The 14,018-nt window shown below is 62.2% G+C and carries 15 protein-coding genes and 1 pseudogene; 9 read left to right on the forward strand and 7 right to left on the reverse strand.

Going from position 1 to position 14,018, the window contains the following annotated elements; all coding sequences use genetic code 11:
- Positions 1–175 precede the first annotated feature (175 nt).
- Both AC0V7N_RS20855 and AC0V7N_RS20860 read right to left on the reverse strand, forming a co-directional pair.
- A complete protein-coding gene (locus tag AC0V7N_RS20855) occupies positions 176–958 on the reverse strand; it encodes a formyl transferase (protein ID WP_475450301.1) in 783 nt (260 codons plus the stop codon).
- 90 nt (positions 959–1,048) lie between these two features.
- Positions 1,049–1,624: a DUF4893 domain-containing protein gene (locus AC0V7N_RS20860; protein WP_475450302.1), complete on the reverse strand. Its 576-nt coding sequence runs from the start codon at positions 1,622–1,624 to the stop codon at positions 1,049–1,051.
- Positions 1,625–1,779: 155 nt separating this feature from the next.
- Between AC0V7N_RS20860 and AC0V7N_RS20865 the strand changes: the two genes are divergently transcribed.
- Complete coding sequence (locus AC0V7N_RS20865; RefSeq protein ID WP_475450303.1) at positions 1,780–2,703, forward strand: NAD-dependent epimerase/dehydratase family protein; 924 nt, start codon at positions 1,780–1,782, stop codon at positions 2,701–2,703.
- Between the two features lie 6 nt (positions 2,704–2,709).
- Here the strand turns inward: AC0V7N_RS20865 and AC0V7N_RS20870 are convergent, their stop codons facing one another.
- Positions 2,710–3,339: a DUF1638 domain-containing protein gene (locus AC0V7N_RS20870; protein WP_475450304.1), complete on the reverse strand. Its 630-nt coding sequence runs from the start codon at positions 3,337–3,339 to the stop codon at positions 2,710–2,712.
- A gap of 64 nt (positions 3,340–3,403) precedes the next feature.
- Between AC0V7N_RS20870 and AC0V7N_RS20875 the strand changes: the two genes are divergently transcribed.
- A complete protein-coding gene (locus tag AC0V7N_RS20875; protein ID WP_172227922.1) occupies positions 3,404–3,541 on the forward strand; it encodes an EncA/B family entericidin in 138 nt (45 codons plus the stop codon).
- A gap of 85 nt (positions 3,542–3,626) precedes the next feature.
- Here the strand turns inward: AC0V7N_RS20875 and AC0V7N_RS20880 are convergent, their stop codons facing one another.
- The gene (locus tag AC0V7N_RS20880) at positions 3,627–4,325 is read right to left on the reverse strand and encodes a cobalamin B12-binding domain-containing protein (protein ID WP_172227924.1); all 699 of its coding nucleotides are present in this window, start codon (positions 4,323–4,325) and stop codon (positions 3,627–3,629) included.
- Positions 4,326–4,614: 289 nt separating this feature from the next.
- Here AC0V7N_RS20880 and AC0V7N_RS20885 point away from each other — a divergent pair, with 289 nt between their 5' ends.
- From AC0V7N_RS20885 to AC0V7N_RS20900, 4 genes are all read left to right on the forward strand, one after another.
- Positions 4,615–6,189, forward strand: a complete 1,575-nt coding sequence (locus tag AC0V7N_RS20885) for a trimethylamine methyltransferase family protein (protein WP_475450305.1) — start codon at positions 4,615–4,617, stop codon at positions 6,187–6,189.
- Positions 6,190–6,751: 562 nt separating this feature from the next.
- Positions 6,752–7,477 carry a hypothetical protein gene (locus tag AC0V7N_RS20890; RefSeq protein WP_475460426.1) on the forward strand — a complete coding sequence of 242 codons (726 nt, stop codon included), beginning with the start codon at positions 6,752–6,754 and terminating at the stop codon, positions 7,475–7,477.
- Between the two features lie 100 nt (positions 7,478–7,577).
- A complete protein-coding gene (locus AC0V7N_RS20895) occupies positions 7,578–8,255 on the forward strand; it encodes a FadR/GntR family transcriptional regulator (RefSeq protein WP_475450306.1) in 678 nt (225 codons plus the stop codon).
- On the forward strand, positions 8,252–9,553 hold the full coding sequence (locus tag AC0V7N_RS20900; protein ID WP_475450307.1) for a CynX/NimT family MFS transporter: 1,302 nt from the start codon (positions 8,252–8,254) through the stop codon (positions 9,551–9,553). The genes AC0V7N_RS20895 and AC0V7N_RS20900 overlap by 4 nt, the downstream gene beginning before the upstream one ends.
- 52 nt (positions 9,554–9,605) lie before the next feature.
- Here the strand turns inward: AC0V7N_RS20900 and AC0V7N_RS20905 are convergent, their stop codons facing one another.
- On the reverse strand, positions 9,606–9,887 hold the full coding sequence (locus tag AC0V7N_RS20905; RefSeq protein ID WP_496627220.1) for a hypothetical protein: 282 nt from the start codon (positions 9,885–9,887) through the stop codon (positions 9,606–9,608).
- 193 nt (positions 9,888–10,080) lie between these two features.
- On the opposite strand from AC0V7N_RS20905, the gene AC0V7N_RS20910 reads away from it, so the two are divergent.
- Positions 10,081–10,818 (forward strand): dienelactone hydrolase family protein, encoded by a 738-nt coding sequence (locus tag AC0V7N_RS20910; RefSeq protein WP_475450309.1) that lies wholly within the window; start codon positions 10,081–10,083, stop codon positions 10,816–10,818.
- A gap of 112 nt (positions 10,819–10,930) precedes the next feature.
- A pseudogene (locus tag AC0V7N_RS20915) lies at positions 10,931–12,108 on the forward strand (BaiN/RdsA family NAD(P)/FAD-dependent oxidoreductase).
- 28 nt (positions 12,109–12,136) lie between these two features.
- Here AC0V7N_RS20915 and AC0V7N_RS20920 read toward each other — a convergent pair.
- Positions 12,137–12,688, reverse strand: a complete 552-nt coding sequence (locus AC0V7N_RS20920) for a chromate transporter (RefSeq protein WP_496627221.1) — start codon at positions 12,686–12,688, stop codon at positions 12,137–12,139.
- Positions 12,688–13,431, reverse strand: coding sequence for a chromate transporter (locus AC0V7N_RS20925; protein ID WP_475450312.1), 744 nt, complete (start codon positions 13,429–13,431; stop codon positions 12,688–12,690). The genes AC0V7N_RS20920 and AC0V7N_RS20925 overlap by 1 nt, the downstream gene beginning before the upstream one ends.
- A 24-nt stretch (positions 13,432–13,455) precedes the next feature.
- On the opposite strand from AC0V7N_RS20925, the gene AC0V7N_RS20930 reads away from it, so the two are divergent.
- Entirely contained in the window at positions 13,456–14,016 is a 561-nt protein-coding gene (locus AC0V7N_RS20930; protein ID WP_095200256.1) for an RNA polymerase sigma factor, read from the forward strand.
- Positions 14,017–14,018: the final 2 nt, after the last annotated feature.

Consider the following 14,018-nt stretch of genomic DNA (forward strand, 5'->3'; position numbering starts at 1 on the left):
ATTGCCGCATGCGCCGTGGGGCCGCTTGTTATGGGACGACGCGCGCGCATTCAAAAGCGACGCATTTCAATGTCGTAAAATGAAAGGTGCGTTTATTCGTTTGCGGCGTGTGCCGGCGGCAGGGTCGACGTGCCGAAAGAGCCGTCGTGCCTTATGCGGTTCGGGGCTGAAAAACCTACCAGATTCCGGTTCTGAGGCCGGTCCAGACGTAGAACCAGATCGTCGGATGATACCACAGTTTCGAAGGCAGGCCGGGATCGATCGTCGTGAGTTTTCCGGCCAGGGCATCGCGGACGGCCTCGACGCAGATGTCGCGCGAGAACGCCGTCTGGCGTAGCGCGTGACTTGAGATGGTGTCGCCTTTTTTCGATCTGCCGCGCGCCTGCTTCAGCACGCCGCCAGTGTCGACGCCAGCGTCGACGAGGTGGACAGTGGTGCCGAAATTCTGCGCATCGCCTGATACCAGAGCCCAATAGCCGCCATTCATGCCGCGATATTTCGGCGTGATGCCAGCATGGTAGTTGAGCACCGGGCAGGGCATTTTGCTCAGCATCTCAGCCGAGATCAGCCGGCAACCGTTGAGCAGCACCACACCTGGCCGGATTTTCTGGATCGCCTGCAGGCATTCAAGCCCATTGGCCGAGGTGACCTGGATGATCTCCTGGCCCGGTCGTGGCTCAACCTCCAGTCTCTCCTCTGCAATCAACCGCTCGGCATGGCCGGCGAGGAACCGCTTGCCCAACCTGCTCAGCACCATCGTGCCGAGCTGGCCCATGGCCGAGACCCAGCCTTGGCGGCGAGCCCGGCCACGCAGCAATTGCTTTTTGGATTCAGGGGTTTCGAGGACGACGCTGACAGGGCCAACGCGATCGGCGATTGCGTTGATCATAGCCCAGACATGCTGGCCGCCGCCGGTCACGACGACGATCGGCGCGCTGGTTCCAATCGGTGAAGACATAGCCCGCTTCCCTGCCTTGCACGCAGCCGGCTGCCGCATGCTGCTGGTCGGAATTTGTGCCGGAATGGGGTTAAATCTTGATGACCACGCTCAGCGCTTGAACTCGATGATGTCGAGCTTCGATTCATAATAGGGCGCGGGCAATTCGATGCGCCATTCCTTGGCGCCGGTGCGGAAGGCATAGCCGACCTGGTCGGTCTGCGGGCCGCTGCCATAGGGTTTTGCCCGATCGTTGTTGACGGAGCCTGAGCCGAGATAGATAGCGCGCTTCTCGCTGTCGTCGAAAAAGCGGCCCTGGGTTCGTTGTGAGCCGCTGATCTTTTCCAGCCGCCAGCCGGAGCCATCGTCGGTCACCTTGCATTTGAACCAGCCATAGATGACGAGGGGGCTCAAGCCGCCTGCCTTGATGGTGCGGCACTGCCAGCTGCCGGTCAGGTCCTTGTCGGAGAACGACACCAGCGGCTTGGCCAGCAAGGCATCGAGCTGTTTGACCTCGGCCGGGTCGCCGGCCTTCGCCTCGACAAGGGCTGCCTTGCGCGTCTCGCCATATTTGTCGAGGCGGACCTTGTCGGCAGGCGTGATCAGCTTCTGCACCGCGCCGTCGGCAAAAGCGGGCAGGGTGCAGCAGAGCAGGCCGATGGCGATGAGCAGTGGGCGAAGGGTCATCTCTAAACTCCCTGAATCTCCAAAATGGCAGTCGATAAAAATGGCAGTTAATGTCTGGATCGGCGCTCCTCCCGGCCGATGTCTGATTTTACCGGGTCGCTCGCGCCTGTCATCCGTGCTTAACAGCGTCACCGTCAAAAATCATGGTGTGACGCATGCGAATCTTGCTCACGGGGTCGTCGGGTTGGCTGGGCAGCGCGCTGGCGCCGCGCCTGCGCAGCCTTGGTCACGAGGTGATCGGGCTGGATCCCGCTCCATCAACGGAGACGCACATTGTTGGCTCGATTGCTGATCGTGACCTGGTCATGCGGACGGTCGGGGATAATAGAATCGAAGCCATCATTCACAGCGGTGCGCTGCACAAGCCCAACATAGAGAGCCGCGCCAACAGTGATTTCGTCGCCACTAACGTGCAAGGCACGTTGAACCTGCTCGACGCGGCGGTGGCGACCGGCGTGCAGCGCTTCGTCTTCACGTCAACGACTTCGCTGATGATCTCGCAAGCGATACGCGACGGGTTCAAAGGCGGCGCGTGCAAGGCCGCCTGGCTGACGGAGGCGATGTCGCCCGAGCCGCGCAACATCTATGGCGTCACCAAGCTTTCGGCCGAACATCTCTGCCGCCTCTATTATCTTCAGCACGGTCTGCCGGTGGTCGTGCTGCGCACGGCCCGCTTCTTTCCCGAAGCCGATGACATGGCGCATGCGATCGAGCAATCAGATGCCAACACCAAGGCGAACGAGTTTTTGTTCCGGCGGCTGACGGTGGAAGATGCAGCGCAGGCCCATATCGCTGCGCTGGAGAGGGCGCCGCAGCTCGGTTTCGATACTTTTATCATCTGTGCGCCGACGCCGTTCCAGCCCGACGACTGCGATGCACTGATCAGAGACGCGCCATCCGTCGTCGCGCGCTATTACCCGGACTTTCCGGCGCTCTATGCGCGAAAGGGCTGGACGATGTTTTCCTCCATCGACCGGGTCTATGACGCGTCGCGGGCGCAGGACAGGCTGGGTTTTGTCTGCAAGACGAGTTTTGCCGATGTGCTGGCACAATTACGGGCTGAGGAGAGCGTCTCCTGAGAGTCGTCAAGCATGCGCGGCCGCTTGCGCCATCCCGGCCGTCAGGTCGCCATAGCCGGTTGGGCGCCGCTCATAGGCGAGGCCGAGCAGGGCGGCTGCCTTTTCCGCGACCTTGTCAAGCTCCGGGTCGTCGGTCTGGGCGAGGTAGACCAGCTTCTCGTAATTGCCGAAATAGTCCTTGATCAGCTCCGGGTGCTTGTCGAGGCCGAGCGGCTTCATGAAGAAGGCGTCGAACTGACGGCACAGGAAGTCCGTCATGTAGAAGGACATCATGTCGTCATCGGCGATTTTCGCGTAGGCCTCCATGCCTTGATAGAAGGCGAAGCAATGCGGGCCGGCCATGCGCTCGACGCCATGCTTCTCCAGGACGCGATCAAGCAGCCCACCGGTGCCGCAATCGGCATAGCCGACGAAGATATGCTCGTAACCCTCCGCCTTGGCCTTCTCGATCGCCTTGTCCATGGCGGGCGCGATGCGGTCGGGATAGAAATGAAACTCCGCCGGCAGACAGGTCAGGTCGAGGTGATTCAGCCCGAGCTGTTCCTTGACGGCCAATACCTCGCGCGCAATCATCCCGCAGGCGATGACGAGCAGCCTGTCGTGTTGATTCGGTTTCGTTTTCTGTGTTTTGGCCATGGAACCAGTCGAGCCGGCCTTCGTTGCTATGGGGCTAATTTATCTGTTGAGGGAGACACCGTCCATGAAACTGCTACGCATCGCACCGATTGCCATTCTTGCCTGTGCCCTGGCCCTTTCCGCTTGCGCGAACACCGTCCGCGGCGTCGGCAAGGACGTCAAATCGACGGCCAGGGCGGTCAAGGACACTGTCGCCAACTGATCGGCAGCCTCGTCCGTCATCTGGGAACAAAAAAGCCGCGCTGCAAGGCGCGGCTTTTCTTGTCGGTCCATCCTGATGCCTTGGGTCAGGCGGAAGCGCGGACGTTGTGCTTGCGCTTCATGAAGTCCTTGGCGGTCTCGACCGCCACAGCGGCATCGCGGCAATAGGCGTCGGCGCCGACGGCCTTGCCGAATTCCTCGTTGAGCGGCGCGCCGCCAACCAGCACGACATAGTCGTCGCGAATGCCCTTTTCCTTCATCGTGTCGATGACGACCTTCATGTAGGGCATGGTGGTGGTCAAAAGCGCCGACATGCCGATGATGTCGGGCTGGTGCTTTTCGATCGCATCGAGATATTTCTCGACCGCATTGTTGATGCCGAGGTCGATGACGTCGAAGCCGGCGCCTTCCATCATCATGCCGACGAGGTTCTTGCCGATGTCGTGGATGTCGCCCTTGACGGTGCCGATCACCATCTTGCCCTGCTTGGGCGCGCCGGTGGCGGCGAGCAGCGGACGCAGAATGAACATGCCGGCCTTCATGGCGTTGGCCGACAACAGCACTTCGGGAACGAACAGGATGCCGTCGCGAAAATCCTCGCCGACGATGCGCATGCCTTCGACCAGCGCTTCCGTCAGCACCTTGTAAGGCACCCAGCCACGCTCCAGCAGGATGTTGGTGCCTTCCTCGATCTCTTCCTTCAGCCCGTCATAGAGATCGTCGTGCATCTGCTGCACCAACTCGTCGTCGGAAAGTTCAGAAAGGATGATCTCGTCGTCGGACATTTTAATCCAGCTCCTCACGGCATCGCGACTGCGTCGCAAGGCACAAAATTTTAGCGCTCATACCTAACCCGCAATGGGCGGGTATCCATAGCTGATTTGCGACTTCCCGCAAAAGGAAAGCGACTGGAAAATCTATTGGTTTTCTTGTCGATTTTGCGACAGGCGTTGGCGCGGACGGGCCGTTTCGAATAGGGTGCATGGCTACGATCCGGCGAAAGCCGCGCCATGCGGCCGCAACGGTTACGGACCAGCCACCGTCAGGCCAGGCCATATTCAGGGAAGAGCGATCATGAGCGAACACGCGGCAGTCGACCAGGAAGCGTCAAACGAACGGCGTGGGCGCGCTGCCAGCGGCGGCGCGGCGGCAAGGCGCGCGGCGCGTTCGGGCGGTGGCCCCGGCACGCAGCTCACCTACATCAAGCGCAAGATCAACGTCTATGAGGTGCTCGACGAGGAAGGCCTGGCGCTGATCGAGAAGAACACCGACACAGTGCTGGAAGAGATCGGCATCATCTTCCGCGACGATGCCGAAGCGCTGCAGCTGTGGAAAGAGGCCGGCGCCGACGTCAAGGGCGAGCGCGTGCATTTCCCGAAGGGGCTTTGCCGGTCGCTGCTGAAGACCGCGCCGTCCGTCTACACCCAGCATGCCCGCAATTCAGAACGCTCGGTGCAGATCGGCGGCAACGCCACGGTGTTCGCGCCGGTTTACGGCCCGCCCTTCGTGCGCGATCTGGACGGCGTCAGGCGCTATGCGACGATCGAGGATTTCCAGAATTTCGTGAAGCTCGCCTATATGGCGCCGTCGATCCACCATTCGGGTGGCACGGTCTGCGAGCCGGTCGATGTGCCGGTCAATAAGCGCCATCTCGACATGATCTACAGCCACATCAAATATTCCGACAAGCCGTTCATGGGCTCGGTCACCGCACCGGAGCGTGCCGAGGATACGGTGGCGATGGCCAAGCTCGTGTTCGGCGACGATTTCGTCGAAAACAACACGGTGCTGACCAGCCTGATCAACGCCAACTCGCCGATGGTGTTCGACGAGACCATGCTGGGCGCGCTCAAAGTCTATTCGCGCCACAACCAGGCCTGCATCGTCACGCCGTTCATCCTGGCCGGCGCGATGAGCCCGGTGACGGTCGCCGGCACGCTGACGCAGGTCCTGGCCGAAGTGCTGGCCGGCGCGTCGTTCACGCAGCTCATCCGGCCGGGCGCGCCGGTGCTGTTCGGCACTTTCGCCTCGTCGATCTCGATGCAGTCGGGCGCGCCGACTTTTGGTACGCCGGAGCCGTCGCTGGTGTCCTATGGCGCGGCCCAGCTCGCACGCCGGCTCGGCCTGCCGTTCCGCACCGGCGGTTCGCTCTGCGCGTCCAAGGTTCCGGACGCACAGGCGGCCTATGAAAGCGCCAACACGCTGAACTCGACGATCCTTGCCGGCACCAATTTCGTCCTGCATTCGGCCGGCTGGCTCGAGGGCGGGCTGGCGTCCTGCTATGAAAAATTCATGATGGACATCGACCAGCTCGGCATGACGCAGAAATTCTCCGAGGGCGTCGATCTGTCGGAAAACGGCCAGGCAATGGACGCCATCCGCCAGGTCGGCCCAGGCAGCCATTATCTCGGCTGCGACCACACGCAGGCGAATTTCCAGACCGCCTTCTACCGCTCCAACATCGCCGACAACAATTCCTACGAACAGTGGCTGGCCGAAGGCGAGAAGACCGCTCCGCAGCGCGCCAACGATCTCGCCCGCCGCTGGCTGGAAAGCTATGAGGCGCCATATCTCGATCCGAGCATCGACGAGGCGCTGAAAGACTTCATCGCCAAGAAGAAGGGGTCGATGCCCGACGCCTTCACCTGAAAGGAGCCCGAGTCAGGCGGGGCTAAAGTCGCCAACATCATCCACAAGGAAGTCTGGCGGAGCGCGTTCTCCGATCCGGTCAAGAAGGGATGACGTGCGGACATTGATATGGCTGGAAGGAATGCTTTCAGGGGTGTTGCGAACGACGTGGCTAGTTCGTTCGTAAGTCGCGCCAACGACGTTGATGGATATTGGGGCATTGGCGTGCTCCATTCATTGGCACGCAAAAATTCGACACCCAAAATTCGGGTGGAATTGTCTGACGAGTCGTGTGTGGCGCTACCGGCCTTCGCTTCGCTGATAAGGCGGCATCGCTCGATGATCGAAGCCCAAGCAGCTACCAGAGGCTTGAGATTCCAAACGTGTTCGATCGAAGTCGAGTTCGATTTGCCTCGAGGTAGTTCTGGCGTCGATTTCTGCATGCGCGACGAGAACGCCTTTAGATGTTCATTGACGATTGTCGATGATCGAGGAAAGGCATGGAATCATACGATTTCCGGTTGCTCCCGCCCCCACGATCCAGCACGAGAGTTGCGTAGCTCCAGAGGTTTATAGGGCGACCATGTCCGAAGTGACGTCCTTTGGGTTGCAATCACACGGTTCCCGACTTCGCTCTGACGGCATTGGCGAAGCCCTAGTCGCCCACGGTCTCATTCTTCGAGGCGGCTTCAATTTCACGGCAGGTGATGCACCGCCTGTCGGCTTGTCCGGCGCTTCGGCCAAATCCATCCTGCTGGTGGGGCAGGCGGGTGCGGAGCCTTGGCCGCATTTTCTGCAGTGGCGAGAAAGGCAGATACAGGCAGTCGCCAATCCGCTCGATACGTGGTCGCGAGAGGTTATAGGCGCGGTCGCCGATACTTTTGGCGCACGCGCCGTTTCACCGTCCGACAAGCCCTATCTGCCGTTCCAGCAATGGGCTGTTCGGGCGGGGGGATTGAAACCGTCGCCGCTCGGCATCCTCATGCATCCGCGATACGGGCTCTGGCATGCCTATCGCGGCGCGCTGCTGTTCGAGGACGAGATCGCGCTTCCGGAGCAGGGCGAGGCAATCCACCTTTGCGATGCCTGTGTCGAGAAACCCTGCCTGAAATCCTGCCCTGTCGATGCCTATTCCAGGGAAGGCTTCGCCTACCAGGCCTGCCTGGCGCATGTGCGGGGAGCAACTGGCGGGCCATGCCGCGATGGCGGTTGCCTTGACCGCAATGCCTGTCCCTATGGCACGTCGTATCGCTACCCGCCTGAGGTTCAGGCGTTTCACATGGCAAGCTTCGCTCGGGCCGCCAACTGATCGCCACCACGGCTTGGTGAACTTCTATCCATCTGCGTCTTGACGGTTGCCGGAAGCAAGCCTATTCATCAAGTCATCCGATGACTTGATGAATAGGCCGATGCAACCAGCCATCCGAACCAATCTTACAGACAGCGCGACCGGGAGCCTGCGTGCTGAAATCGTCAGCGGCCGCTGGGGCGTCGGCGCGCGTATTCCCAATGAAGCGGCTCTCAGCGACCTTCTGTCGGTCAGCCGTGGCACGGTGCGTGAGGCGGTGAGGGTGCTGGTCTCGCAAGGATTGCTCGACACACGCCAGGGTTCGGGCACCTATGTACGCTCGACCGTCGATTCCTCAGCCGCGCTCGACCGGGTCAAGCGCACCGGCCTGCGCGACCAATGGGAGGCGCGGGCGGCACTGGACCTCGAGGCCGCGCGGCTTGCCGCCTTGCGCCACACGCCGGCCGATCTCGAGCGGATGCGCCAACTGCTTGCCCAGCGCGGCACTGTCGCCGACGGCGGCAGCGAAGCCTTCATCCGGCGCGATCTCGCCTTCCACAAATCGGTCGTCGCAGCCTCCGGCAACAAGGCGATGATGGAGCTCTACGACTTCTTCACCGCCGCCATCACCGAGACCATCCATGCCACCATCGACGGCGAACTGCCCGAGCCGGACCAGCAGGCGCACGCGGCAATCGTCGATGCCATCGCCGCGAACGATCCGGACCGTGCGGTTGCCGCCGTCCACGCTTTCATGGCGCCGGTGCTTGCCCAACTTGAAAGACTGCTTTCCCAATGAACCAGATTTTTCGCCAGTCCGACCCGAAGGCCGATGCCGTCGAGGGGCTGGATCTCATCGACGCCGAAGCCGATAGCCTGCCCAAGCCGCAGCCGCCTGAACTGCGCAGCCGCGCCGCGCGCATCGTGCTTGGCGCGAGCCTTGTGCTGATCGCCTTCAATCTGCGGCCGCTGTTTTCCAGCCTGTCGGTGCTGTTGCCCGAAGTGATGCAGGCGACCGGTCTTTCGACGACTGGCGCCAGCCTGCTGACCACACTGCCGGTCTTGTGCCTCGGCCTGTTCGCCCCCTTTGCACCCAGGCTTGCCCAGCGCTACGGGGCCGAACGCACCTTGCTCGGCGCGCTGGTGCTGCTGGCGCTGGGAACCGGGCTGCGCTGGTTCGGCTCGGTACCACTTTTGTTTGTCGCCACCTTTCTTGCCGGCGGTTCCATTGCCATCGGCAATGTGCTGCTGCCGGGTCTGGTCAAGCGCGATTTTGCCGATAGCGCCGCCGTCATGACCGGACTTTACACCATGGCGCTGTGCGCCGGTTCGGCCGCCGCCGCAGGGCTCACCCTGCCGATCGAGCATCTCTTCACGGGTTCGTGGTCCGGCGCGCTCGGTGCGTGGGCGGTGCCGACATTGCTTATGCTGCTGATCTGGACCCCGCAGGCACTGGGCAGCCGGCGGCAGGTCAGCCATCGCGGCTTTCGCGTCGTCGGCCTCTGGCGCGATCGCCTGGCCTGGCAGGTGACTTTGTTCATGGGGCTGCAGTCGGCACTTGCCTATTGTATCTTCGGTTGGCTGGCGCCGATCCTGCGCGAACGCGGCTTCGACGGACCAACCGCCGGCGCCATCGCTTCGGTGTCTGTCATGGCGCAGGTCATCACCTGCCTTGCCGTGCCGTCCATCGCGGTGCGGCTGAAGGACCAGCGCGGCATCAACGTGGCGCTCGTCGGCATCGCCGTGGTTGCGCTGCTCGGCATTCTGTTCGCGCCAACCTCGACCGTGCTGTTCTGGGCGATCCTGCAAGGCATCGGGCAAGGTGGCCTGATTGCTGCCGCCATGACCCTGATCGTGCTGCGCTCGCCGGATTCGCATGTCGCGGCGCATCTTTCGGGGATGGCGCAAGGCGTGGGCTATGTGCTCGCGGCAACCGGCCCGCTGCTGGTCGGCCTGATCCGCGGCTGGACCGGCAGTTTCTCGGAGTCCGCCTTCCTGTTCGTTGCGCTTGGACTGGGTGCTGCCATCATGGGATTCGGCGCCGGACGTGCGCTGCAAGTCGGCGCCAGGACCGTGCGCGTCCAGGATCAGGGCTGATTTACAGAAGCCTTCAGGGTCCGCCGCGGGCAAGGGCCGACCGAGTCCGATCTCAGGCTTTCCGGCCGAAAGCCAACCCTGCCGCATGAAAGAGACCCATCAGCAGAACCCCGATGGCGCCGCAGGCCAGAGAGACGACGGGATACTGCGTGAAATTGGTCTCGTACGCAAAGAGGGTCGCGACGACGAAGCTTACCCATCCGGCTATCAGATTGGGTACCGCGGAGTTGCCGAAGAGGCAGGGGTAGGAGCCCTTGGTTATCCCACTCACGAAATGTGGGACGCCATTGGCGCCAAAAACACCGGCGAAAAAGCAAGGAGTGCCGCCTGCCACATGGGAACTCCGTATCTTAGATTGAAACGCACGCACTCTACACCCGCCATTGCCTGCGGGCGCCCGGAAGAATGTTCACAGCGACGGTATAGAGCAACCCCGATACGCATTTGTGAACGCGGAGGGGTCCGGACTGGGTTGCCCAACCGTCCGACGCGGATATGTATCGCCCATCGGATGAACGGAGCAGGCAATGACCAAGCAGGACCTTCAGATCAAGACCCGTGACGGCGTGGCCAAGGCGGGCCTGTTCCGTTCGGCCAAGGCTTCCACGGCCAAGGCCGGTGTCATTCTCTACCAGGACGCGTTCGGTCCGCGCCCGGCGCTCGACGGCATGGCCGAACGGCTGGCCAATGAAGGCTATGCGGTGCTGGTGCCCGATCTCTTTCATCGCAACGCGCCGTACGGTCCGTTCGATGCCAAGACCGCTTTCGTTGAGGAAAAGACCAAGGTGGCGTTGATGGCGCTGGTCACCGGCACGACGCAGGAAATGACCATCAGCGACAGCGCCGCCTTTCTTGAGGCGCTCGCCGGCGAGGGCGTTACCGGGCCGATCGGCACCGTCGGCTATTGCATGGGTGGCGCGCGGGCGATCAATGCCGCCGCGACCTATCCCGACAGGATCAAGGCCGCCGCCAGTTTCCATGGCGGCAATCTTGCCAGCGATGCCGCCGACAGCCCGCACCGCAAGGCCGCCGCCATCAAGGCGCGTGTCTATATCGGGATGGCCGGAGTCGACAGGAGTTTCCCGCCGGAACAGTCGACGCGGCTGGAAGAGGCGCTCCGGAATGCAGAGGTCGACCATACGATCGAGAACTATGTCGGCATGGCGCATGGCTGGTGCGTGCCGGATCACAGCGTCTACAACGAAGCTGGCGCCGAGCGGCATTGGCAACGGCTGACCACGCTGTTTGCCGAAACGCTGATCTGAGTTTTCGCACGGCTGTCCTTGCCTGTTGGCGGCCCGACCCGTTCGCGGTATCAGGCAACCTGAATGACGGCTCCCCGAATTGAGCGGGGGCCGAGCGGGAACGACTGGCCTGATGCAATCCTACGATGTCGTGATCATCGGCGCTGGCGCCGCCGGAATGATGTGCGCCATGGAGGCCGCCAAGCGGGGTCGTTCGGTGCTGATCCTCGATCACGCGGCAGCGCCCGGCGAAAAGATCCGCATCTCCGGCGGGGGCCGGTGCAACTTCACCAACATCCACGCCAGCCCGAAGAACTTTATCTCGGGCAATCCGCATTTCTGCATCTCGGCGCTCAGCCGCTACACGCAGCGCGACTTCATCGCGTTGGTCGAACGGCACAAGATTGCCTATCACGAGAAGACGCTGGGGCAGTTGTTTTGCGAGGGCTCCGCGCGGCAGATCATCGACATGCTGGTTTCGGAAATGCAGGGCAGGGGCGTCGAGCTCGCACTGTCCACGGAGGCCAGGGATATCAGAAAAACCATGGAGGGGTTCGAGCTCACCCTCTCCACCGGCACGGTCACGTGCCAGTCCCTGGTGGTGGCGTGCGGCGGCAAGTCGATCCCCAAGATGGGCGCGACGGGCTTCGGCTACGAGCTTGCCGAACGGTTTGGCCTTGCCATTGTCGAAACGCGGCCGGCGCTGGTGCCGCTGACCTTCGACGCCAAGACGCTCGAGCGGCTGGCGCCCTTGGCCGGCAACGCGGTCGACGCGGAAGTCAGCTGTGGCAAGACGCGGTTCTCAGAGGCCATGCTGTTCACGCATCGTGGTGTCAGCGGGCCATCCATCCTGCAGATATCATCCTATTGGCGCGAGGGCGATGAAATCCGTATCGCCATGCTGCCGGGGGTCGACGTGGCGGACCTCATTCGCACGGCCAAGCGCGCCAATGGACGGCAGGCGGTGCAGACAGTGCTCGCAAATCACCTGCCGAAACGGCTTGCACAGTCGATCGCCGAGCGCACCGGGTTCGACGGCAACCTCGCCGATCTTCGGATGTGCAGATCAAAACGGTCGACGCCGCGGTTAACGACTGGCGCATCAAGCCGGCGGGTTCGGAGGGTTATCGCACCGCCGAAGTGACGCTGGGCGGGGTGGACACCGACGGACTGGACCAGAAGACGATGCAAGCGAAATCGGTGCCGGGACTGTTCTTCATCGGCGAAGTCGTCGATGTCACGGGTTGGCTGGGTGGTTACAATTTCCAATGGGCATGGTCATCGGGCTGGGTGGCAGGGCAGGCGGCTTAAGCTGTGGGCTGCAGAGGGTGGCGGTTGCCTAAACCAGGCTCATGGCATGAAGTCCGATGAAAATAGCCACGCCTGCGCCGATCAGGAGAAGTGGATTGACCTTGCTCCAAAGCAGTGTTGCCGTTGATGCGAATGCCACGGCGCGTGCGAACCAGCCGCCATCGATGGCCTGCAGCAACACGTAGGTCGCGGCAAGGATCATGCCTGCGGCAACGGGCCGGAGCCCGGTCTCCAGCGCTCGTTTCCAGCGCGCTCCGCCATTGCGGGACCACATATGGGCGACCGCGTAGATAAGAAAGGTGGTTGGACCGAAGATTGCAATCGTTGCAACCACGGCGCCCGAAAAACCCGCGACTTGCCAGCCAATCAGCGTAACCAGCAGGGATCCCGGCCCCGGAGCCATCCGCGAGATGGCGAACGCATCGACGAATTGCGCCTGGCTCAGCCATTGATGGACGTCGACGACCTGCCGGTTGATATCGGCAATCGCACTCTGTCCGCCGCCAATGGTAACCAGGGAGAGCGGAGCAAATACCGCCAGCAGGCTCAGCAACAACGATGTGTGTGGGGTCTCGCTCATCACCTTGCCTCCGCGTAGGTGTAGGCGACGCTTACGGACCCGGCGACGAGAACGACCCAGAAAAGAGGCCAGTGCAGGAGTGCGACAGCAATGAAAGTACCGGCCATAATCGCAATGGGAACTGCCTTTCGAGGCACCGCTCGCGCTGCCGTGATGCCCATCGACAGCGACAGGCCAACGGCCGCCGCCGCGGCTCCGGTCAACGCCACATGCGTCAGCGCATACCGCGACAGCGAGGAGAACAGCGTTCCCAACAGGACGATGACGATGGCAGGCGGGACGATGATGCCGGCAAAACCAATGATGGCGCCACGCCAACCATGCAGCCGGTAGCCGATCCAGACGGCCATGTTCTTGACGTTCACGCCCGGCAGCGCCTGGGAAATCGACAGGCCGTTGAGAAATTCTTCCTGCGTCATCCACTTGCGGTTTTGAACAAATTCCCGCAGCAGCCAGCCGCTCACTCCACCGCCGAAACTCGTCAAGGCGATGCATGTGAAAATCCAGAACAGCTGCAAGCAACTGGGGGCGGGTGCTGTTTCCGGTTTCGACATGTTCGACGTTCTGGCCGCAGCCGTTGGTGAGGGGAACCAGAGATCCGAGTCGAGATGGATTTGCCAGCGCCATGCGGATGACCACAAGTCACTCTTTTTTGCGTCTGTCGTGAAGCCGTCCCAGTGGGCCATCCCACCGTCAAAGCGCTGGGCTGAAAAAATCTTTGCATCACCCCAAGGATTAGCCATTAGCCTTCGTCCAACAGGCAAATGATGGCGATGATGCTGGATGAGAGCGAAGCCTCCGACGCCGAACTGATCGGGCGGGCGAAGGGCGGAGACAGGGGGGCCTTCGGCACATTGCTGGAGCGCCACTACGACTTCGTCTATCGCGCCGCCTATCGCTGGTGCGGCAAGAAGGCCGATGCCGAGGACATCGCCCAGGAAGTCTGCGTCCGGCTTGGCAAGGCGATCCGCGACTATCGCGGCGGCGGCGCCTTCACGACATGGCTCTATTCCGTGACGATGAACGCGGCGCGCGATATGATGCGCAAGACCGCTCGCGAGACGGTGAAGACCGAGGCCTACGGCGTTCATGCGCTGATTTCCGGCGAGGCCCCGGCCGAGAGCGAGGATCCGGCCGAGGCGCTGTGGGCGGCGGTGCGGCAACTGCCGGACAAGCAGCGCGACGCCGTGCTGCTGGTCTATGGCGAGGGCTTGAGCCACGCGGCCGCCGCCGAGGCGATGGCGATCTCGGAGACGACGGTTTCCTGGCACATCCATGAAGCGAAGAAACGGCTGAAGACGCTGATGCGTTCGGCCGGGGAAGTGTGACC

Source organism: Mesorhizobium kamtschaticum (assembly GCF_056174585.1).